This window comes from Paenibacillus sp. SER-28 (assembly GCF_052906305.1).
Window position 1 is genome coordinate 80,632 of the sequence record NZ_JBRECM010000007.1, and the last position, 21,055, is coordinate 101,686.

20 protein-coding genes are annotated in these 21,055 nt (G+C 48.4%); 16 read left to right on the plus strand and 4 right to left on the minus strand.

All coding sequences use genetic code 11. From position 1 onward, the window contains the following. Positions 1 to 4 precede the first annotated feature (4 nt). The 13 genes from deoC (at position 5) to ACUYLD_RS17185 (ending at position 12,607) form a co-directional block, all read left to right on the plus strand. The gene (deoC, locus tag ACUYLD_RS17125) at positions 5 to 667 is read left to right on the plus strand and encodes a deoxyribose-phosphate aldolase (RefSeq protein ID WP_134903747.1); all 663 of its coding nucleotides are present in this window, start codon (positions 5 to 7) and stop codon (positions 665 to 667) included. Positions 668 to 698: 31 nt separating this feature from the next. Then, on the plus strand, positions 699 to 1,094 hold the full coding sequence (locus tag ACUYLD_RS17130) for a cytidine deaminase (protein ID WP_029519322.1): 396 nt from the start codon (positions 699 to 701) through the stop codon (positions 1,092 to 1,094). Positions 1,095 to 1,169: 75 nt separating this feature from the next. Next, positions 1,170 to 2,348, plus strand: coding sequence for a NupC/NupG family nucleoside CNT transporter (locus ACUYLD_RS17135; protein ID WP_235306383.1), 1,179 nt, complete (start codon positions 1,170 to 1,172; stop codon positions 2,346 to 2,348). A 29-nt stretch (positions 2,349 to 2,377) separates the two neighbouring features. Then, complete coding sequence (gene deoB / locus ACUYLD_RS17140; protein WP_446675589.1) at positions 2,378 to 3,562, plus strand: phosphopentomutase; 1,185 nt, start codon at positions 2,378 to 2,380, stop codon at positions 3,560 to 3,562. A gap of 88 nt (positions 3,563 to 3,650) precedes the next feature. Beyond that, on the plus strand, positions 3,651 to 4,358 hold the full coding sequence (gene deoD / locus ACUYLD_RS17145; RefSeq protein WP_013312036.1) for a purine-nucleoside phosphorylase: 708 nt from the start codon (positions 3,651 to 3,653) through the stop codon (positions 4,356 to 4,358). A gap of 32 nt (positions 4,359 to 4,390) precedes the next feature. Next, positions 4,391 to 5,692: a pyrimidine-nucleoside phosphorylase gene (locus ACUYLD_RS17150; RefSeq protein WP_039273927.1), complete on the plus strand. Its 1,302-nt coding sequence runs from the start codon at positions 4,391 to 4,393 to the stop codon at positions 5,690 to 5,692. A gap of 128 nt (positions 5,693 to 5,820) precedes the next feature. Beyond that, on the plus strand, positions 5,821 to 6,684 hold the full coding sequence (locus ACUYLD_RS17155) for a leucine-rich repeat domain-containing protein (RefSeq protein WP_446675590.1): 864 nt from the start codon (positions 5,821 to 5,823) through the stop codon (positions 6,682 to 6,684). Between the two features lie 28 nt (positions 6,685 to 6,712). After that, positions 6,713 to 7,207 carry a hypothetical protein gene (locus tag ACUYLD_RS17160; protein WP_446675591.1) on the plus strand — a complete coding sequence of 165 codons (495 nt, stop codon included), beginning with the start codon at positions 6,713 to 6,715 and terminating at the stop codon, positions 7,205 to 7,207. Positions 7,208 to 7,323: 116 nt separating this feature from the next. Further along, positions 7,324 to 8,007 (plus strand): hypothetical protein, encoded by a 684-nt coding sequence (locus ACUYLD_RS17165; RefSeq protein ID WP_235306378.1) that lies wholly within the window; start codon positions 7,324 to 7,326, stop codon positions 8,005 to 8,007. A 362-nt stretch (positions 8,008 to 8,369) separates the two neighbouring features. Then, a complete protein-coding gene (locus ACUYLD_RS17170; RefSeq protein ID WP_446675592.1) occupies positions 8,370 to 9,434 on the plus strand; it encodes a sulfate ABC transporter substrate-binding protein in 1,065 nt (354 codons plus the stop codon). Between the two features lie 78 nt (positions 9,435 to 9,512). Beyond that, positions 9,513 to 10,346, plus strand: coding sequence for a sulfate ABC transporter permease subunit CysT (gene cysT, locus ACUYLD_RS17175; RefSeq protein WP_235306376.1), 834 nt, complete (start codon positions 9,513 to 9,515; stop codon positions 10,344 to 10,346). Between the two features lie 92 nt (positions 10,347 to 10,438). Then, positions 10,439 to 11,314: a sulfate ABC transporter permease subunit CysW gene (gene cysW, locus ACUYLD_RS17180; RefSeq protein WP_069290433.1), complete on the plus strand. Its 876-nt coding sequence runs from the start codon at positions 10,439 to 10,441 to the stop codon at positions 11,312 to 11,314. Between the two features lie 162 nt (positions 11,315 to 11,476). Then, entirely contained in the window at positions 11,477 to 12,607 is a 1,131-nt protein-coding gene (locus ACUYLD_RS17185; protein ID WP_446675593.1) for an aminotransferase class V-fold PLP-dependent enzyme, read from the plus strand. A gap of 87 nt (positions 12,608 to 12,694) precedes the next feature. Here the strand turns inward: ACUYLD_RS17185 and phnE (ACUYLD_RS17190) are convergent, their stop codons facing one another. From phnE (ACUYLD_RS17190) to ACUYLD_RS17205, 4 genes are all read right to left on the minus strand, one after another. Next, a complete protein-coding gene (phnE, locus tag ACUYLD_RS17190) occupies positions 12,695 to 13,492 on the minus strand; it encodes a phosphonate ABC transporter, permease protein PhnE (protein WP_446675594.1) in 798 nt (265 codons plus the stop codon). Then, positions 13,489 to 14,343 carry a phosphonate ABC transporter, permease protein PhnE gene (gene phnE, locus ACUYLD_RS17195; protein WP_254350653.1) on the minus strand — a complete coding sequence of 285 codons (855 nt, stop codon included), beginning with the start codon at positions 14,341 to 14,343 and terminating at the stop codon, positions 13,489 to 13,491. The genes phnE (ACUYLD_RS17190) and phnE (ACUYLD_RS17195) overlap by 4 nt, the downstream gene beginning before the upstream one ends. Next, positions 14,340 to 15,110 carry a phosphonate ABC transporter ATP-binding protein gene (gene phnC / locus ACUYLD_RS17200; RefSeq protein ID WP_039273947.1) on the minus strand — a complete coding sequence of 257 codons (771 nt, stop codon included), beginning with the start codon at positions 15,108 to 15,110 and terminating at the stop codon, positions 14,340 to 14,342. The genes phnE (ACUYLD_RS17195) and phnC overlap by 4 nt, the downstream gene beginning before the upstream one ends. A 133-nt stretch (positions 15,111 to 15,243) precedes the next feature. Further along, the gene (locus tag ACUYLD_RS17205; RefSeq protein WP_446675595.1) at positions 15,244 to 16,212 is read right to left on the minus strand and encodes a phosphate/phosphite/phosphonate ABC transporter substrate-binding protein; all 969 of its coding nucleotides are present in this window, start codon (positions 16,210 to 16,212) and stop codon (positions 15,244 to 15,246) included. A 257-nt stretch (positions 16,213 to 16,469) separates the two neighbouring features. Here ACUYLD_RS17205 and ACUYLD_RS17210 point away from each other — a divergent pair, with 257 nt between their 5' ends. From ACUYLD_RS17210 to thiD, 3 genes are all read left to right on the plus strand, one after another. Next, entirely contained in the window at positions 16,470 to 18,380 is a 1,911-nt protein-coding gene (locus ACUYLD_RS17210; protein WP_446675596.1) for a bifunctional 2',3'-cyclic-nucleotide 2'-phosphodiesterase/3'-nucleotidase, read from the plus strand. 246 nt (positions 18,381 to 18,626) lie between these two features. Next, positions 18,627 to 20,033 (plus strand): DNA-binding protein, encoded by a 1,407-nt coding sequence (locus ACUYLD_RS17215; RefSeq protein WP_165179296.1) that lies wholly within the window; start codon positions 18,627 to 18,629, stop codon positions 20,031 to 20,033. Positions 20,034 to 20,230: 197 nt separating this feature from the next. Next, positions 20,231 to 21,040, plus strand: a complete 810-nt coding sequence (gene thiD / locus ACUYLD_RS17220) for a bifunctional hydroxymethylpyrimidine kinase/phosphomethylpyrimidine kinase (RefSeq protein WP_061828938.1) — start codon at positions 20,231 to 20,233, stop codon at positions 21,038 to 21,040. Positions 21,041 to 21,055 lie beyond the last annotated feature (15 nt).

Sequence of the window (21,055 nt, forward strand, 5' to 3'; positions counted from 1 at the left end):
AGATATGAACATTGCAGCATTAATCGACCATACATTGTTGCGTGCAGATGCGACGAAGGATGAAATTACGAAATTGACTGCCGAAGCCAAAAAATATCAGTTTGCTTCTGTATGTGTGAACCCGGCGTGGGTAGCTTATGCAGCAGAACAGCTCGCAGGCACAGGTGTAGCCATCTGTACAGTTATCGGTTTCCCGCTGGGAGCGAGCACGTCGGCAACGAAAGCATTTGAAACGAAAGATGCTATTGCTAACGGCGCGACTGAAATTGATATGGTTATTAACATAGGCGCTTTGAAGGCACGTGATGTACAGCTCGTCGAGCAGGACATCCGTGCGGTCGTGGAGGCAGCTGCCGGTACACTGGTAAAAGTGATTATCGAAACTTGCTTGCTGACAGATGAAGAGAAGGTACTGGCATGTGAACTGTCCGTCAAAGCGGGAGCGAATTTTGTGAAAACCTCGACAGGCTTCTCAACAGGTGGAGCTACTGCGGAAGATGTGGCTTTGATGCGCAAAACGGTAGGACCTGAGATTGGTGTTAAGGCTTCAGGCGGTGTACGCAGTCTGGAAGACGTGCAAAAATTAGTAGAAGCTGGCGCAAGTCGGATTGGTGCAAGTTCCGGTGTGAAGATCATCGAGGGCGAGCAGTCTACATCTTCCTACTAAGTTTCATTTTAAAGTCATGGAGGGATTCGCGATGAAGGATCAATTGATTCAGAAAGCGCTTGAGGCGCGTAAACAGGCATATGTTCCGTATTCGAATTTTCAGGTGGGTGCTGCGGTTCTTGGAAGCGATGGCACGATTTATCACGGATGTAATGTGGAAAATGCCTCCTACGGCTTATGCAATTGTGCAGAGCGGACAGCGATTTTTAAAATGGTATCCGAGGGCTGCCGTAAAATTGATTCGATTGCGGTTGTAGCTGATACGGAAGGGCCTGTGTCTCCATGTGGGGCTTGTCGTCAGGTCATTTCAGAATTTGCTCATCAAGATACCAAAATTTATCTGACAAACCTTCATGGCAACACGGAAGAGTGGACGGTGGATCAATTACTGCCGGGTGCTTTTCGACCTGCGGATCTGGGCAAATAAAAAAAAGAATGCCTCTTTGGAGCGCATTCTTTTTATAGGGAATGTAAGCGCTTAATGTAATGAGGGGGAAATTAAATGAAATATGTAATCGCTCTGGTGGGACTGCTCGTTGTATTTGCACTTACTTACGTTGCCAGCAGTGACAAGCGTAAAATCAGGTATCGTCCGCTGATAGTTATGGTTGTTCTGCAAGCAGCGCTTGCTTTCGTATTACTGCATACAGGAATTGGCGAATTTTTGGTCAAAGGCTTTGCAGAAGGTTTTAATAGTCTTTTGGCATATGCAACCGAAGGGATTAACTTCGTTTTTGGCGGAATTGCGAATGAAGGAGCAGCACCGTTCTTTATCGGTGTACTGCTGCCAATCGTGTTCATATCCGCACTGATTGGTATTTTGCAATATGTAAAAGTGTTACCTTTTATTATTAAATATATCGGGCTTGTCTTGAGCAAAGTAAACGGAATGGGTAAACTGGAATCCTACAACGCTGTAGCTTCGGCTATCTTGGGTCAATCCGAGGTGTTTATTTCCGTTAAGAAGCAAATTGGTCTGCTGCCAAAACATCGGTTGTATACGCTGTGTGCGTCTGCGATGTCTACGGTGTCCATGTCGATTGTGGGAGCTTACATGCAAATGTTAAATCCCAAATATGTGGTCACAGCTTTGGTATTGAACCTGTTCGGCGGCTTTATTATCGCTTCCATTATTAATCCGTACAAGATTGAGAAGGAAGACGATTTACTGGAGGTTCAGGAGGAAGAGAAGCAGTCCTTCTTCGAAATGCTCGGGGAATATATTATGGACGGTTTCAAGGTTGCTATTACGGTAGCTGCAATGCTGATCGGTTTTGTGGCGCTGATTGCCATGGTTAACGGGATTTTCTCCTGGTTGTTTGGAATCAGCTTTCAGGCGCTGCTTGGATATGTGTTTGCGCCTTTCGCTTTTGTCATGGGTATTCCGTGGAACGAAGCCGTTCAGGCAGGCAGCATTATGGCTACCAAACTCGTATCCAACGAATTCGTGGCCATGCTGGATCTGACCAAGCAAACAGGCTTGTCGGAGCGCACGGTCGGGATCGTATCGGTATTCCTCGTATCCTTTGCTAACTTCTCATCCATCGGTATCATTTCCGGGGCTGTGAAGGGTCTGCATGAAAAACAGGGAAATGTGGTGGCCCGCTTTGGTCTGAAGCTGTTGTACGGAGCAACGCTGGTTAGCGTGCTGTCGGCAACGATTGCAGGGTTGTTTTTGTAAAAAAAACAGCGAGTCAGGAAAGGATTTTTATGATGTCTAAATTCAAACGGATTCACTTGGTGGTTATGGACTCGGTTGGTATCGGCGAAGCGCCGGATGCTGCACAGTTTGATGATTACGATGTAGATACACTCGGTCATATTGCCCGCGAATGCGGTGGCCTGAAGATGCCGAATATGGGTAAGCTCGGTCTGTCCAATATTCGTTCCATAGAAGGGGTAGCAGCGGCCGACAAGCCGCTCGCGTATTACACTAAGATGCAGGAAGCGTCCAATGGCAAGGATACGATGACGGGCCATTGGGAAATCATGGGCTTGAACATTGCGGTTCCTTTCCGTGTATTTCCTGACGGGTTCCCGGATGAGCTGATTCAACGCATTGAGGAGCACACAGGTCGCAAAGTTATTGGCAATAAGCCTGCTAGCGGAACGGAAATCATTGATGAGCTGGGCGAAGAACACGTGAAAACTGGAGCGCTCATCATCTATACCTCGGCGGACTCTGTGCTACAAATTGCGGCGCACGAGAAAGTTGTACCTTTGAAGGAGCTCTATGAGATTTGCGAGTTCTGCCGTAAAATCACGCTGGAAGATCCGTACATGCTGGGTCGCATTATTGCACGTCCGTTCGTAGGCGAGGCAGGGAACTTCTCCCGTACCTCCAATCGACATGATTATGCGCTCAAGCCGTTTGGTCGCACCACCATGAACGAGCTGAAGGATGCAGGTCTGGATGTGATCGCCTTGGGTAAAATCTCTGACATTTATGACGGTGAGGGTGTGACGAAGGCGGTGCGTACGGTGTCCAATATGGACGGCATGGATAAGCTGGTGGCTACGCTCGATGAGAATTTCACCGGATTAAGCTTTCTGAATTTGGTGGACTTTGACGCTGTATACGGTCACCGTCGTGATCCGCAGGGATATGGTCAAGCTTTGGACGATTACGATGCGCGTTTGCCAGAGGTTTTTGCCAAAATGACCGATGACGATCTGCTGATCATCACTGCAGATCATGGGAATGACCCGACGTATCGTGGAACGGATCACACCCGCGAATATGTACCTTTGCTGGCATATTCCCCGCGTTTTACAGCTGGGGGCAAGGAGCTTGCGGTTCGTAAAACCTTTGCTGATATTGGAGCGACTGTAGCAGATAACTTTGGTGTAAAACTGCCTGAACACGGAACGAGCTTTTTGGCAGAGCTTCAGTAATCAAGGACCAGCAAGAGTAAGCAAGATTACTAGTAACGATATAAATAACGATACAAGCATGGACAAATGGGACGGAGGAATAAAAAATATGAGTGTACACATTGGAGCCAAACCCGGAGAAATTGCAGAAACGATTTTGCTGCCAGGAGACCCGCTACGGGCAAAATTTATTGCTGAAACGTATCTGGAGGACGTGACCTGTTACAACGAGGTTCGCGGAATGCTCGGATTCACGGGTACGTACCAAGGCAAACGCCTATCTGTGCAGGGAACTGGGATGGGGCTGCCTTCCATCAGTATTTATGTCAACGAACTGATTAGCGAATACGGTGTGAAAAACCTGTTCCGCGTAGGTACATGCGGCGGAATGAAGGAGCATGTGCACGTTCGTGACGTCATTTTGGCACAAGCATCCTGTACGGATTCCGGCATGAACCGCCATATCTTTGGCGGCTACGACTACTCGCCGATTGCCAGCTTCGATCTATTGAAGGGCGCTTATGATCGTGGTGTTGCCAAAGGCCTAAATATGCATGTCGGTAATGTATTCAGCTCAGACAGCTTCTACCGTGATGACAAATCAGTGGTACAAAAGCTGATGGAATACGGCGTGCTGGGCGTAGAGATGGAAACTTCGGCTTTATATACGTTGGCAGCCAAGTTTGGCGTAAACGCACTGACGATTCTGACGGTAAGCGATCATTTGCTGACGGGGGAAGAAACGACCGCAGAAGAACGACAAACAACCTTTAAAGAAATGATGGAAGTTGCACTGGATACAGCAGTATCTCTGTAAACGATCATACGCACAGTGAGGAGAAATGACATATGAGAATGGTAGACTTGATTGAGAAAAAACGTGACGGAAAAGAACTGAGTACGGAGGAAATTAATTTTATTATCCAAGGCTACACTCAGGGTGAAATTCCCGATTATCAAGTCAGTGCATTGGCGATGTCCATTTTCTTCAAAGATATGACTGAACGCGAACGCGCTGATCTGACGATGGCGATGGTTCATTCGGGTGATACCATTGATCTGTCCGCGATTGAAGGTGTAAAGGTCGATAAGCATTCCACTGGCGGTGTGGGTGATACAACAACGCTGGTACTGGCTCCGCTCGTAGCGGCCTTGGACATTCCGGTAGCCAAAATGTCAGGCCGCGGCCTCGGACATACCGGAGGAACAATCGACAAGTTGGAGGCTATTGCAGGCTTCCACGTCGAAATCAGCAAGGACGAATTTGTGGATTTGGTGAATCGCAGCAAAATTGCGGTCATCGGACAAAGCGGTAACCTGACACCTGCGGACAAAAAGCTGTATGCCTTGCGTGACGTTACGGCGACGGTCAACTCGATTCCGCTGATTGCCAGCTCGATTATGAGTAAGAAAATCGCTGCCGGCTCCGATGCCATTGTGCTTGATGTAAAAACAGGTGCAGGCGCATTTATGAAAACCGTAGATGATGCCAAAGCACTGGCACATGCCATGGTAAGCATCGGTAACAATGTGGGTCGCAAAACGATGGCAGTCATTTCCGATATGAGTCAACCGCTGGGTCTGGCCATCGGTAACTCGCTGGAAGTAAAAGAAGCGATTGATACGCTGCGTGGCGAAGGACCGAAAGATCTGGAAGAGCTGTGTATGGCTTTGGGCAGTCAGATGGTATTTTTGGCAGGGAAAGCAGAATCCCTTGAAAACGCCGAAGAGAAGCTCAGAGAAGTCATTCGCAATGGCAAAGCACTAGAGAAATTCAAAGAGTTTATTGCGAATCAGGGCGGTGACGCTTCTGTGGTGGATCATCCTGAACGCTTGCCACAAGCACAGTATCTTATTGAGGTGCCTGCGAAGCAGGATGGTGTGGTAGCTGAAATCGTGGCTGACGAAATCGGTACCGCAGCGATGTTGCTTGGAGCAGGACGTGCGACCAAAGAATCCGAGATTGATCTGGCTGTCGGCTTGATGCTGAACAAAAAGGTCGGGGATGCTGTTCAAAAAGGCGATTCGCTAGTTACTATCCATGCGAACCGTGAAGATGTAGCCCAAGTGCTGGAGAAAATCTACGCGAACATCCGTATTGCGGATCATGCGGAAGCACCAGTGCTGATCTACGGAACGGTGACAGAGTAAGCGGTAACCTATTCAGAAAGTTGTATTGGGTGTCTTTGATCAAGTTTGAAAAATATGACAGCCGGACTCATAATAGATATGAGTTCGGCTTTTTTTATTGTAAGGCCGAGGGCACAGAGGGGGAGAACATGTTCAGATTATACAGCGATGTCCGGGGAGCAGCCTATGAAAGACTGATTGATTATGCTATGGAACGGGCAGACACGTTTATGCTAGGCATACATAAATGGGCGACAGAGGATGAGAATGGAGTGATCGACCAGGATGTCCTGTTCAAGGAATTGTTACAGCAATTGAATCCTTTTATGCTGTCCACACACTCTTATGAGGAAATTAGGGGCATCCATTCCATTGCCTACACACAAGGAACATTTTACCGATACCAGTGTGCGCCCGAGGCAGGGGGATTATTAAAGCAGGCGGCGTCCAGTCTGTTTTCCTGGGTACATCCCCAATTGCCTGAAGATTTGTGCTTCCAGAATGCGGATGGAGAGGATTGGATCATTAACATAGCTCACGAACGAATAGGTAGACTAAACATGGCTACAGAAGAAGCGGATGAATTGGAGAAGCTTATCCCCGGTGTGTTTATTCACAAACCTGAATATCATCAGAATATAGATGTTTTTCTGAACGATGCTATTCGGAATCAACCGGATCGAGTGGAGCTTATGTCGTTTGGCTTGAGGGAGATACCGGAACGGATTAGAGAACTGCATTCTCTGAAGCATCTGACCATTTTCGAGCAGGATATACGAACACTACCGCATGCTTTGTTCGAATTGGAATCGTTGGAGTCACTAACGATACAAGTAGCGGATTTGGAAGAGCTACCGGCTGATATTGCCAAGCTGACCCGGCTCAAAAGCCTGAGGATCAGCTGTGGATGCTATGATCGCCCGGCACCCGACTTTATATATAAAATGACTTGGCTTGATCGCTTCCTTATAGAAGATAAGCCGTTCCATCTGTGCAATCACGGTGACGACTGAAGGATAGATAAGAAAAGGAGGGAATCAAATGATGGAGAAATGGGTTTGGATGGGGGTTGCAGGGGCAATTGTGGGTTATGTCGCTTTTGCCAATATGAGCGTCCCGTCATCAACTATTACAGAAGTAAATCAGAGTCATTCGACTGTTCCGCTTAGTATGCAGAGTAAGCAAGGAAGTGCAGCGAAACGCATTGTACATGACCAGGAGATGCAATTTGGAGGACAAGGACAAACGAGCTTTAGATTTGAAGAGGGGCGCAAGTTGTACATCAGTATTAAGAATACAGGCAAGCAACCCGTACAATACAAGCTCAATAGTGCAAATGGATTAGACTTGCAAGGGTCAACGAGCGGGTTTTCCAGCCAAACGTTGCAGCCGGGAGAACGCCACGATCTGCTGTTTGTAAAGCCAGAGGGGCAGGATGAAGCTGCAAATGACTCCTTGAAAGAGATGATCTTGAAAGTAAGTACGGACGATGGATCGCAAGGAAGCGTTAAAACCTTCGCATATATTACACTGTAAGCTCCTTCCAGAAAGGGTGCGACATGCGGTCATTAGTCTACTTATGTTACAATAGAACGGTTGAAGACTTAATGAACAGAATAGGTCAGAGCAGAAAGCAGAAAGGATGACCCGTTGTGCCCAAAAACCATGAATTCGGTAATCAAAAGATGTCACGGAGGCTGTCACTCACAGCCATTTTACTTACACTTACTTTTGTAGCACTTACTGGCTGTGGTCAGGATAAGAATGCTGAAACCATTGATACTGGAAGCAGTACAAGCGTGATCGAGAACGGAGCCGGTGGTAATCGTAGCGGTTCAGCCCAAAGTGACAAAGCAGCGAAAGAGAGCGAGAGTGCAGAAAACAGCGGTACGGATGCACAAAAGTCAGCTCCTTCGGCTCCAGCTGCTTCATCGGATACATCTTCTTCTCCGGCAGTCTCCAATCCATCGCAAAATCCATTTGAGGTAGCAGGTATTCAAGATCCTAAAGCGTTTTTGAACACGTTCAAAGCGCTGCAGAAGGCAGTTGCCGACAATGACAAGGAGAAAGTGGCCGATTATATTTTGTACCCTCTGCGTGTTAATGATAGTGAAAAGTCGCTAACGATTCCGAATAAGAAAGATTTTATGGCCAAGTATGATCAGATTTTTACGGACGCAATTCGCGAGGCGCTGGTGAATCAAAAGACAGATGATTTGTTTGTTAATTATCAGGGAGTCATGGTGGGTTCGGGTGAACTGTGGTTGAGAAGAGCTACGGACAATCCGAAGCTTTTTGGAGTCTTTTCGATTAATCTTGAAACGGTTGCCAACTAAGTCGTCCTCCGTGTGTAAATGACCTCTAAACGGTCGGAAACATATATCATGTTTCTGACTGCCCCCCTTTAAAGAAAGAAAAGTACAGATGATACATACCAAAAAAAGGTTTGACATCACTCCTAAACTCTCGTATTATATCCATATAACTCATTAAACAGGTAGGAATTAAAGAATTAAAGTATTAAAGTATGATCTCGCCATTTTGGCGGAGAACCTCTAGGAACAGCAGGCAGACACTGTCCACGCGACAGGTTTGACCTATCAGAGCTGCATCAGGGAATTCTCCGCTCTTTTTTTGATTATGTCTGTAAATAACAGGCGTAAATGAATACAAATTACATAGAATTCGGGGTGTCTTGATGAAGAAGCAATGGAAAAGTGGACTTATTCTCGGACTATCTTTGGTTTTAACGATTATGCTGAGCGCTTGCGGGGCAAGCAAGGGAGGGACGCAGGCGGATGGTAGCTCTGCTGCCGGTTCCAAGGAAGTGGAGTTGCTCAATGTTTCTTATGATCCGACCCGTGAGCTGTATGAGGCATATAATAAAGCGTTTGCCGCCCATTGGGAGAAGGAGAAAGGGCAGAAGGTTACGATCAAGCAATCTCACGGAGGATCTGGCAAGCAAAGTCGTTCTGTGCAGGACGGGCTGGATGCGGACGTGGTAACTCTGGCCCTGGGCTACGATATTGATGCGCTACAGGAAAAAGGACTTGTTAAAGAGGGGTGGCAAAGTAAATATGAGCATAACAGCGCCCCGTACACTTCAACCATCGTGTTACTGGTGCGCAAAGGGAACCCGAAAGGGATCAAGGACTGGGACGATTTAATCCGTGGCGATGTGCAAGTTATTACACCGAATCCTAAAACTTCGGGCGGAGCACGTTGGAACTATCTTGCAGCCTGGGCCTATGCACTCAAGAAGAACAATAACGATGAAGCTAAAGCCCAGCAGTTTGTACAGGACCTGTATAAGCATGTGCCCGTACTGGATAGCGGAGCACGTGGAGCCACAACGACTTTCGTAGAGCGTGGAATTGGCGATGTGCTGATTGCATGGGAAAATGAAGCATTGCTCTCCGTGAAGGAGCTGGGTGCGGATAAATTCGATATCGTATATCCATCGATCAGTATATTGGCTGAACCTCCGGTAGCAGTAGTCGATAAGGTCGTAGATAAAAAAGGTACACGCGAGGTGGCAGACGCGTACCTGAAATATTTGTACAGTGAAGAAGGGCAGACCATTGCTGCCGAAAATTATTATCGCCCAACACTGGAGAGTGTGACGGCAAAGTTCAAGGATCAATTTCCTAATTTGGAGCTCGTAACCTTGAAGGATGTATTCGGGACATGGAAGGAGACGCAGCAGAAGCATTTCAGCGACAAAGGCATTTTTGACCAGATTTATGTACCCGGCAGTTCATAAAATAGGTGGACTGTGTAGGCGATTGATCGGTAGCCGCGAGTGTCATAGTGAATGGATTCAGAGAGGGATGAACAGAACATGAGTCAAGTGCAAGCCACCCGAAAACGCGTACTTCCCGGGTTCGGGTTAACAATGGGTTATAGTGTGCTGTATCTCAGTCTGGTGGTGCTGGTGCCTTTATCGGCACTGCTTCTGAATTCAACTGGACTGACGTGGGAAAAATTTTGGGACGTGGCGACTGATGTCAGGGTGCTGGCTTCCTACAAGGTAAGCTTTTTGTGTGCCGCGGCTGCGGCGCTGATCGACCTGTTTCTCGGTTTATTGATAGCCTGGGTGCTGGTGCGTTATGAGTTTCCGGGGAAACGAATTTTTGATGCGGTGATTGATCTGCCCTTTGCTTTGCCTACTGCCGTAGCGGGGGTTGCTTTGACTGCTCTGTATGCGCAGAACGGCTGGATCGGTTCATTGTTTGAACCACTTGGATGGAGGCTGGCATACTCACAGACGGGAATTACGCTAGCATTGATGTTTATTGGCATTCCGTTCGTCGTACGGACAGTTCAGCCGGTTTTGGAGGAGCTGGATAAGGATGAGGAGGAGGTCGCTGCTACGCTGGGAGCTGGCAGATGGCGTATCTTCTGCAGCGTTATTGTGCCGGAGCTGGTGCCACCGCTGCTGACGGGTTTTGCGCTCGCCTTTGCCCGTGGTATTGGCGAGTACGGTTCTGTCGTCTTCATCTCTGGCAATATGCCGATGAAAACGGAAATTGCTCCATTGCTCATCATGTCCAAGCTGGAGCAAAATGACTATGCAGGAGCTACGGCGGTAGCGTTGATGCTGTTGGTGATTTCATTCGTGCTGTTACTCGTGATTAACAGCATTCAGCGCTGGTCACGGCGCCGTGCAGTTTAACGTAACTGCCTAAACGCAACTGTCTAATGTAATTATCTAACGTTAACATGCAGGGCTGCGCATGATACCCGCATTCTAAGGAGGGATACACCATGTCACAAGCAATAACTGGGCAGGAGCTTGCTTCTGCACCAGTGCCTTCATCCGCACCGCCCAACAGGGTCACAACCGAGGCCACTTGGGTGAAGTGGACGCTGATTGGTGCTGCTTTTTTAGCTTTGCTCTGGGTGCTGGTATTGCCGCTAATCGTCGTGCTTACCGAAGCGCTCAAGCAAGGATGGGGCGTCTACGTCGAAGCGTTACGGGACCCAGATGCCATGTCTGCATTGCGGTTGACGCTGCTGGTGGCAGCGATAACGGTACCGCTGAATACGGTATTTGGTGTAGCTGCCGCTTGGCTGATCACGAAATTTCAATTTCGCGGCAAAGGCTTGCTGGTCACCTTGATTGATTTACCTTTTGCCATCTCTCCTGTCGTCGGAGGGCTGATGTATGTATTAGTGTTCGGCGCACAGGGCTGGCTTGGACCGTGGTTGGACGAGCATGATATTAAAATTATATTTGCTCTGCCTGGTATTATTTTAGCGACGCTGTTCATCACCTTTCCATTTGTGGCGCGAGAACTCATTCCAATGATGGAAGATCAGGGACAGCAGGAGGAAGAAGCGGCGGTCACATTGGGCGCGCGCGGCTGGCGCATTTTCTGGAAAGTGACGCTGCCGAATATCAAGTGGGGTCTGCTGTATGGCATCATTTTGTGTAATGCGCGAGCCATGGGTGAGTTCGGTGCAGTGTCCGTCGTCTCTGGACATATCCGGGGAGAGACAAATACACTGCCGCTGCATGTAGAAATTTTGTATAACGAATATCAGTTCTCGGCATCTTTTGCGGTGGCCTCGTTGTTATTGTTACTAGCTCTGGCTACTTTGGTGCTTAAAAGCTGGTTTGGACGCAAACGCGTGCATTAATTTATGATTTTGTATATGATCCCTCAGGGCCTCTCTTTGCGTCTATCGTCTGTTAACGGCGAGAAGATGGGAAGAGAGGCCCTTGTTCTAAGGTGGCTAATATGGATAATAAAATGATCATATCAAGGCACGTTGGTGTCCCCAGGAGGAGCGAAGGGAAAAATGAAACATCCGTTTCAGTCCTACCGTCAGCTGTTTCCAGTGCTGTCCTCACATATCCATGTAGGGAGTTGTTCCCAGGGGGCCGTATCAAGGCCGGTTTCCGCTGCCATTGAGGAATACCAGCGAAGTTTGCTGCAACACGGTCATAACGGCAATCTGTCTATGGCACGTTTGGAGGAGGCTAGAGGGCATTTTGCCAAGCTCATTGGGGCGGAGCCTGACGAAATTGCGGTCCTGTCCTCAGCCTCTGAGGCGATTGCCGGGGTGGCCACAGCCCTTCCTTATGTACCGGGAAAAGAAGGCATTGTGTATGCGGACACCGACTTTCCGACGGTGGGACACATCTGGCAGGCACAGGAGATGTTCCGGGATCACATCTGCTGTATCCCCTCCATCGAGGGAGAAGTGACGATAGAGCAGTATGAGGAGCATGTTACGGAGAAAACTGCGCTCGTTATGGTGTCACAAGTGAACTATACCAACGGATTTCAGCAGGATTTAAAATCCATTGCAGACATAGCTCACCGAAATCAGGCGTTGCTGTTTGTGGATGCTTATCAGTCTGCAGGGATCGTTCCAGTGGATGTAAAGGCAATGGGCGTAGATATTTTGGTCGCGGGAGCACGCAAATATATGCTTGGAATTCCGGGCGTGGCTTTTCTTTATGTAAGCAAGGACCGAATAGACCGCTTCAAGCCCCGTCTTACAGGCTGGCTTGGGCAGGAGCCCGCTTCCCGGTATGATATTGCTCACCCGGTTCCGGCGGCGGGAGCCCGACGCTTTGAGACGGGATTGCCTTCTTTCATTAGCATTTTTGCCGCCAATGCGGCCTTAAATCTGCTGCTGGAGATTGGAGTCACGAATATTCAGGCCTATATGAGTGAGTTGTTGGATTTTTCCGTTGAATATGGACGGCGCAAAGGGTTACACATACGTGTACCTTACAGGGGAGGCACATTACCAAGCCTACTCGCTGTTGAAGTAGCCGACGTATCGGCTGTGGAAAGGAATTTGAGAAGCCAAAATATGATCGTTTCAGCACGAAAGGATGTTATCCGTGTGGCTCCGCATTTTTACAATACGGCTGAGGAAGTCCGACGGGTCATAGATGAATTGGCAGGGCGATGGTGAACGAACGGCAAAAGCCTCTTCCGAGTGAATGGGAGTATAACATCCCTTTTTACACAGGAGAGGCTTTTTGGACGTTTAGAATTCTAATTATACGATCCGTTTGCGCAGCCAGCCGGAAATCAGATCCGTCAAAATGATCAGGACCACAATGCCGAGCAAGATAACGCCTACACGGTTCCAGTTGCGCATTTGGAGTGCAAACAGTAGCGGAGTACCGATACCACCTGCACCGACCAGACCGAGCGTGGTAGCAGAACGGATATTAATTTCAAAACGGTAAAGCGAATACGAAAGAAACTGTGGAATCACCTGCGGTAGCACGGCGAAGAAAATCACCTGCCAACGGTTGGCACCGCACGCGATCAAAGCCTCTTGAGGCCCGTGATCGACACTTTCGATCGTTTCCGAGAAAAGCTTCGCTAGCATGCCGATGGAATGAATGCCGAGGGCAAGCACACCCGCAAACGAACCGGGGCCAACGGCTTTGATAAATAGGATGGCGACGATCATTTCTGGAAAAACCCGGATGACACTAAGCACAAATTTCCCGCTACCCGATAAGGGACGTAGACGGGTCATATTGCTGGACGCCCAAAAGGCGAACGGAAGGCAGACAAATGCGGACACGAAGGTTCCGAGCACTGAAATGACCAGCGTATCCAGCAACCCGCGCAGTAAATCCTCTCCCTCAGGGATGTAGACGAACGACCAGTCGGGATGAAGGAAGCCGTCCAATATAGCGATAGAGACACTTTTGGCCGTTCCCTGTAATCCTTCAAACTGCATCCCGCGAAAAGCCCAAATATAAATGATGATTAGCAGAATAGCTATCGCCCATAGGCGTAGGCGGGAGCCAATAGGTCTGCGAAGCGTAGGATCATTCATAATAATTTCCTCCGTAGCAGGTTACTGCCGTAATCAATCGCAAGGACGATGACGAGGGTCAGTAGAATAATGATGCTTGCCCGATCATATCGGAACAGCCCCAGAGAACGGTCAAGCAACAGACCGATACCGCCAGCCCCGACCAGGCCCAGAACGGAAGCCGCGCGCACATTAACCTCAAAGGTATACAGTAAGTACGACACAAAATAAGGAAGAGCCTGCGGAACCACACCAAAGGCGATGACTTGAATGCGGCTCGCGCCAACAGCGGTCATGGCTTCCAGCGGCCCGGGATCAATGGCTTCAATCGCCTCAAAGGTCAGCTTGGCTATGATGCCAAAGGAGAAGAAGAGCAGGGCGAGCATCCCTGCAAACGGCCCGATGCCGAACACCGCCACAAAGATTGAGGCAAACAGCAAATCAGGAATTGTCCGTACTAGGTTCAGGATCGTGCGCATTGGCAGCGAAATCAGTTTGCGCGGCATCACATTATAGGCACACAGCAACGCGACAGGGATCGCCAATATGGCTCCCAGTGTCGTGCCAACAATGGCGATCTGGATCGTTTCCAGCATGGGTTTCCAGATGGTAGGCAGATAGCTCCAGTCGGGTGGAAACATTTCGCCCAACAATTTGCCCATCTCCGGCAAGCCGACGATCAACTGGTAAGGTGTGGCATCCGTATGAATGGAGCAGGCTACCAGCACCACGATAAAAATCATCCAGGTGGCATAACGCTTGTAACGTCCTGGCAAAGGTGGCCCTGCGGGCGGCTTGCTTGGCTGTGGCGGTCCAGCATGCGGTGACGGTTGCGTCGTAGAGAGCGGCTGGGCAGTAGAGCCGGGCTTCATGATCCCACTCCCAGCAGCTCATCATGCTTGATGGCCCGGCCGTAGATCTCCGCAAAGGCCTCATCCGTAGCTTCCTCCGGTGTGCCGTCAAAGACCACTTCCCCGGCGCGCAATCCGATGATCCGCGTTGCATATTCGCGCGCGAGATCAATGAAATGCAGATTGACGATGGTCGTAATCTGCATTTCACGGTTGATGCGCTGGAGGTCATCCATGACCTGGCGGGTGGTCAGCGGGTCCAGCGATGCGACAGGCTCGTCCGCCAGAATGATTTTAGCCTCCTGCGCCAGGGCGCGGGCGATGGATACGCGCTGCTGTTGGCCACCGGACAGTTCATCTGCCCGGCTGTAAGCTTTTTCGCGGATGTTCACGCGCTCCAGCGCTGTTAGTGCCAGTTCGATATCCTCCTTCGGGAAGAGACCGAGAATGGTCCGCAGCGTCGAATGATAGCCGACGCGGCCGGAAAGTACATTGCGGAGCACTGTCGAACGCTTAACCAGATTGAAGCTTTGAAAGATCATGCCGATATCACGGCGAATGCGCCGCAACTCGCTGCTTCCAGCAGACGTGACGGACCTGCCACCCACGACAATGTCGCCGGACGTAATGTCATGCAGTCGGTTAATGGAACGCAGCAGGGTAGACTTACCTGCACCGGATAAGCCGACGATGACGACCATTTCTCCCTCCTGAATCGTCAAATTAATATGGTTCAACCCTTTGGTGCCGTTCGGGTATGTTTTCGATACGTTACGGAATTCGATCATATGCTCCCAACTTTCTCCCCCGATGGGGTGGAATGAAAACAACACCGCCATGAATACATGGACGGTGCTGCCCTGTCATTCGTAAAGCCTGTTTCGTAGCTGTTACTTCATTACAGTACCTTGTTTGCTCCGATTACTTAACCGCTTGACCAACGGCTTCGGCGTATTCACGCACGGAGTCGAAGTTTTTATCGTCGCCCTTTTCATAACCTACATGGGTGTAAATTTCTTTAATGATCTCGCCGCCTGCAGGGTCTTTGGCAATGTCAATAAAGGCTTGGCTGATCTTGTCTCTCCACGCTTGATCCATATCAGAACGTACGCTGACGGTGTCATTTGGAATTTTAGCTGTGTAATGAATGACGCGAGTTTTTTCAAATACATCCGGGATTTCCTTCTTCACCGTGTTACGTGCATCCTGGAAAACAGCTACCGCATCAACTTGACCGTTCAGCAACGCCAGAATAGCAGCATCGTGGCCTTTGATTGTCACACCCTGCACATCCGTGTCCGGGTCCACGCCAGCTTTTTTCAGCTCTGCTGCAGGGTACACGTAGCCTGCGGAGGAGGTTACATTTTGCCAGCCAACCTTCTTGCCTTTCAGATCAGCCAGACTTTGAATCGGAGAATCCTTTTTCACCACGATCATTGCTTTATAAAAGTTTACTTTTTCAGTCGTGTCCTTGCCTGTAGCATCTTCAATGCCGTAGCGTTGAGCTTGCAACAGCAAATCGGCTGCTTTACGGTTATCGTGGGCCAGTACATAAGCATTCGGCGGAAGGAATCCTACATCTACCTGCTTGGAAGACATGGCTTCCACAATTGTATTGTAGTCAGGAGATACCGTTACTTTCACCGGGATTCCAAGCTTGTCACCGAGTAGATTTTCGAGCGGTTTGGCTTTGGCTTCGAGCGTATCTGCATTTTGAGAAGGAACGAACTGTACCTTTAACTCCTTAGGAACATAGGCTGTGCTTTCGTTTTTAGAGCCATCTGTACCCGGAGTGGACGCGCTGTTGTTATTGCTTGCATTGGAGCCACAAGCGGCTAGACTCGCTGCCAGTGTGAAGGTCATGCACAAGGTCAGTGCTTTTTTGAACAAAATAATTTCCCCCTAAACATAGTGATAACGAAAATAAAATTAAAAACCTGTAAATGCTGTGACAAACCAAATCTTAACAGCTAGTCCCACAGCTAGGGTAAAAACCACTCCTGACTTTGGTAAAAATGATGTAAAATTTATTGTATGGTAAAAACCATTTTCTGGATTTATGCGAAATGTTTATTTTAACATTCTCTTAACAGTGCTCTGTTAGACTTGTTCAAGCTCTATGACCGAAGCTGAGGGAGAGAACAAGATTGGATATTTTGGATATTAACGAAAAGGCAGACCAAGACAATGTAAGCCTTGTGAGAGTGAAATTCCGCATTATGGTTACAACCGATTTGCATGTCAGTTTGTGGAATTACGATTATTATACGGATCAGGAAACGCTGCATTACGGTCTGGCGCAAACAGCCAGCTTGATTCAAATAGCCCGGGCGGAGGTGCCCAATCACCTGCTGCTGGATAACGGAGATGTGATTCAGGGGAATCCAATGGGAGATTATGCTGTACAGCGAATCCAACAGGACCCAAGCGCGGTGCATCCCGCCTATAAAGCCATGAATCTGCTTGGATATGAGGCAGGCAATATCGGGAATCATGAATTTAACTACGGACTGGAATACTTGCAGACTTGCCTTCAAGGAGCGCAATTTCCTTATGTGAATGCCAACATCTATATAGCAGGAGAACAAGAACGAAATTACTTTACACCTTATCTATTGCTGGATAAGACGGTAGAGGATGAAGCAGGCGGTAAGCATCTGTTGAAGGTGGGGGTCATCGGCTTTGTCCCTCCGCAAATTATGCAATGGGACAAGGCGTGGCTGGAGGGAAAAATCATTGTCAAAGATATGCTGGAAACGGCAAGACGGTTTATTCCAGAAATGAAGGCAGCGGGAGCCGATCTGATCATTGCTATGCCCCATGCAGGCTTAGAGGATATTCCCGAAACGCTTGATATGGAAAATGCAGTGCTGCATCTGAGCAGGGTGGAAGGGATCGATGCCATTGTGTTTGGTCATGCACATAAAGTATTTCCTGGACCTTCGTTTATGGGGAAAACAGGTGTTGATCTAGAGCGAGGTACCATCCACGATATTCCAGCAGTGGAGCCGGGCTTTTGGGGGGATCATCTGGGGATCATTGATCTGGAGCTGACCTTTAGTGGAGGGAAGTGGCAAGTGGCTGCATCTGCTGCCGAGGTACGCCCGGTGTATGATCCGGTACGCAAGGAGGCGCTGGTACAACCGGATACTGCCATTCAGTTGGCGGTAGCAGAAGAGCACGCCGGAACATTGGAGTATATTCGTGCACCTGTAGGTCAGACGACGATGGCGGTGAACAGCTTTTTTGCTCAGGTGATGGATGATGCTTCGGTTCAGCTGGTGAATGATGCGCAAATGTGGTATGTGAAGCAGCAGATGCAAGGGAGCGAGTACGAAGGATTGCCCGTTCTGTCGGCAGCAGCTCCTTTTAAAACAGGCGGCAGATATGGCCCATCATACTATACCCATATTCCGGCGGGGACGTTGGCGATCAAGCATATCGCCGATCTGTACAATTTTCCGAATACGCTGCATGTCGTTCGACTGACCGGAACGGAAATCCGGGAATGGCTAGAGTGGTCTGCTGGACAATTCCGGCAAATTGATCCTTCAGCAGAACAAGAGCAAGAGCTGATTAATTCTGATTTTCCAAGCTTTAATTTTGATATCATCGACGGCATCAGGTATCAGATTGATGTAACACAGCCAGCCAGATATGATGCTGACGGGGGCCTAAAGGACCCAGATGCACACAGAATCATCCAGATGTCTTTTGATGGCGAACCGATGGATATGCAGCAAAATTATCTGGTTATTACGAATAACTATCGCGCGTTTTCCTCTGCGCTGGTCAATCCGGGTGGAGAGCGAATTATACTTGCTTCACCGGATGAGAACCGTCATGTGCTGACCGAATACGTGCGGCATATGGAGACGTTGACGCCAAAAGCTGACGGCCATTGGTCCCTCGCCCCATGGTCAGGTCGTCCGCATGTGACGTTCCTGACCTCGCCGCAAGCAACGGATGCCGCTAATGCCTGTTCGGAGTTGCTTTATGAAGGGTTAACGGTAGAGGGATACGCTAAGTTTGCCATCGATTTCGGACGTTCACGGTAGAACTGCTAACTTGTTTTTGTCCTATAAGTCCACAGCATCAAAATAATAGAAATAGACTGTCCCGCAGAGGACGGTCTTTTTTCATAAAACAGTTTTAAAATCGTACAAAATTCGTGATTTTATATGTCCTGAGTCGTGTTTAAAGTTATTGACCTCTCGTATAAATAGACATATACTTTGATTAAACAAATTTTGGTTTAAAAGGTAATGAAAAAGTCACCATCATTCGTTTGAGGGGGTGTCCCTTTGGAAAAAAACACCACGATCCGCGCAGAAATAGAAAAGTATATTCAAAGTGAAGGCATTTCAATGCAATGTTTTGCAGATGCTTCAAAGGTAAATCCGGGTACACTTAGCGGTATACTTAATCGGAACCCACCACGGCCTATCTCAGTCAATCAGCTTGATCTGATTACCGAGGCCATGGGATTGGAAGAAGGATCTTTGTTCGAGATGTATGTGGATGAATGTTTTATTCATTCCTTACCACACTGGAGGAGGTTGCGTCCGTTTCTCCTGCGTTGCTCAGAGTTGAATAAGCTGGAGTGTATACGCAGTGTACTTGGCTATTTGATGGACGATTTATCGAACGTTCCTGCTATTTTTGAGACCGCAGAAGCGATGTTTGAGGATGGCAGACATGAAGCCGCCATGCTTCTGTATGATTGTGTCATCGAGAGTGAGAAGTATACCCACTCTGAACGGTTGGCGATCAGCTATTTCCGTATATTCCAGATTCAGATTAAGGATAACCAACGGAACTTGAAGGCTGCTGTACAATTCCATTTGTATCGTAGTCGTCTACCGGAAATTTACGCACTGGAAGGCTTACATATGCTATCTCAAGTGTTTGCTTTAAAAATGCAATGGTCCGAGATGGAAATGTATGCGGACGAGCTAAGAGAGCTGGCGCAGGCATTGTATCGCAATCGGAACCGTTTTGGAGATGAGCACCTGGAGCTGCTTAAGCCGCTCGTTTATTACTATGCTCAGGGGCATCTGCTCAAGGCCAGCTGCTATGAGTTTCAGGGCAGATATGAGGAATCCAAGCAATGGATTGAGGGTTATGCAGATTTGAGCTGGTTTGAGGGTTTAGACGAAGAAGGCTGGAAAGTGGTCAACCTACATCGTGTATATGCACAGGGCAACCGACTTTGTATTGAAATTAAAATGGGCAACACTTCTGCAATCTATGAATATATTACTTACCTGCGTGAGCATCCGGATGAGACACTGGAAGGCTTGAACACCTTGCTCGAATCGGCGAACCGGTTCGGTTATTTCGTGGATGCCGAACTGGGACTGTTTAGTCAGCAACTCAAGAGCTTCTGGGAGCTTGCACCGGAACGATGGGACACTCATTATCGCAAGCACTTTAATGCATTTCGCTTTGCATCCTTTTGTAAGGTGTATGCGGAATATTATTTCCGAAAAGGCGATTACCCCGAGGGAGTGGGACAAATACTGCATTGCTTGCAACTGTCTGTCGATAATAGCTATACCGAACATATCATTGGTTGTATGGCTTTATTTGAGCAGCATCGGAATTTTGCTACACCGGAACAGCAGCAGCTGTATCAGAGTCTGTGTCTGGGCGTACGTGCAAATGAAAAGAATCATGCCTATGATCACAGTACCGGTGGATATTTATAATTCCAGATTTCATTCGAATTCTTCATATAACACGTTATTGCGAGGATGTTCCTGTTTCAAAAGGGGATGTTCTCGTTTTTTAGCTGCTTCTGTCGCTTGTGACTTTTAACATAGAGAGGACCGTTTTGCGCGTTGACAAGTTTCGCAAGCGGGATTAGGATAAATGCAGCACAGAAAGTGAAGGAGAGCATGTACAAATGACGATTCCCAAAACATTAACGATAGCCGGCTCCGACACAAGCGGTGGAGCGGGTATTCAGGCAGACCTGAAAACCTTTCAGGAGCTTGGCGTATATGGTATGACCGTATTGACAACCGTAGTAGCGATGGGTCCTAAAACCTGGGATCATCTTGTATATCCTGTTGCGTTGGATGTGGTAGAAGCGCAGCTGCGTACTGTATTGGAAGGTATCGGTTTTGATGCGATGAAAACCGGTATGCTTGGTTCCGTTGAAATTATCGAGCTGGTAGCCAGCCATTTGAAAAAGCATGATCTGAAGCGGATCGTAATTGACCCGGTTATGGTCTGCAAAGGCACGGATGAAGTGCTTCAGCCGGAAAATACAGAGGCGATGCTGGAATTGTTGATTCCTGGCGCTGACCTGGTAACACCGAACTTGTTCGAGGCTTCGCAACTGGCGAAGAATGGACCGATCACGACACTGGAGCAGATGCAGGAAGCGGCTTCGATTATCCATGAGCGTGGAGCTAAGCATGTACTGATCAAGGACCGTGGCAAAATTCGCGCAGGTAAAGCGATGGATCTGCTATATGACGGAATCACTTTTGACTGGTTTGAAGCCGATGTTGTAAAAACAAACTTTACCCACGGTGCAGGCTGCACCACTTCGGCAGCGGTAACGGCTGGTTTGGCACAAGGGCTGACTGTACGTGAAGCAGTGGATCAGGCCAAGAGATTTATTACACAGGCCATTGAAGGTAGCTTCAAGCTGAATGAATTCGTCGGTCCGACCCTGCATGCGGCACATCGTTTGCAAAATCAATAAAGCATGAAGGTCTGC

What these genes read in the sequence shown, in the direction of transcription:
- deoC (WP_134903747.1), top strand. Translation starts at nt 5, where the DNA reads ATGAACATTGCAGCATTAATCGACCATACATTGTTGCGTGCAGATGCG.
- ACUYLD_RS17130 (WP_029519322.1), top strand. Translation starts at nt 699, where the DNA reads ATGAAGGATCAATTGATTCAGAAAGCGCTTGAGGCGCGTAAACAGGCA.
- ACUYLD_RS17135 (WP_235306383.1), top strand. Translation starts at nt 1,170, where the DNA reads ATGAAATATGTAATCGCTCTGGTGGGACTGCTCGTTGTATTTGCACTT.
- deoB (WP_446675589.1), top strand. Translation starts at nt 2,378, where the DNA reads ATGATGTCTAAATTCAAACGGATTCACTTGGTGGTTATGGACTCGGTT.
- deoD (WP_013312036.1), top strand. Translation starts at nt 3,651, where the DNA reads ATGAGTGTACACATTGGAGCCAAACCCGGAGAAATTGCAGAAACGATT.
- ACUYLD_RS17150 (WP_039273927.1), top strand. Translation starts at nt 4,391, where the DNA reads ATGAGAATGGTAGACTTGATTGAGAAAAAACGTGACGGAAAAGAACTG.
- ACUYLD_RS17155 (WP_446675590.1), top strand. Translation starts at nt 5,821, where the DNA reads ATGTTCAGATTATACAGCGATGTCCGGGGAGCAGCCTATGAAAGACTG.
- ACUYLD_RS17160 (WP_446675591.1), top strand. Translation starts at nt 6,713, where the DNA reads ATGATGGAGAAATGGGTTTGGATGGGGGTTGCAGGGGCAATTGTGGGT.
- ACUYLD_RS17170 (WP_446675592.1), top strand. Translation starts at nt 8,370, where the DNA reads ATGAAGAAGCAATGGAAAAGTGGACTTATTCTCGGACTATCTTTGGTT.
- cysT (WP_235306376.1), top strand. Translation starts at nt 9,513, where the DNA reads ATGAGTCAAGTGCAAGCCACCCGAAAACGCGTACTTCCCGGGTTCGGG.
- cysW (WP_069290433.1), top strand. Translation starts at nt 10,439, where the DNA reads ATGTCACAAGCAATAACTGGGCAGGAGCTTGCTTCTGCACCAGTGCCT.
- ACUYLD_RS17185 (WP_446675593.1), top strand. Translation starts at nt 11,477, where the DNA reads ATGAAACATCCGTTTCAGTCCTACCGTCAGCTGTTTCCAGTGCTGTCC.
- phnE (WP_446675594.1), bottom strand. Translation starts at nt 13,492, where the DNA reads ATGAATGATCCTACGCTTCGCAGACCTATTGGCTCCCGCCTACGCCTA.
- phnE (WP_254350653.1), bottom strand. Translation starts at nt 14,343, where the DNA reads ATGAAGCCCGGCTCTACTGCCCAGCCGCTCTCTACGACGCAACCGTCA.
- phnC (WP_039273947.1), bottom strand. Translation starts at nt 15,110, where the DNA reads ATGATCGAATTCCGTAACGTATCGAAAACATACCCGAACGGCACCAAA.
- thiD (WP_061828938.1), top strand. Translation starts at nt 20,231, where the DNA reads ATGACGATTCCCAAAACATTAACGATAGCCGGCTCCGACACAAGCGGT.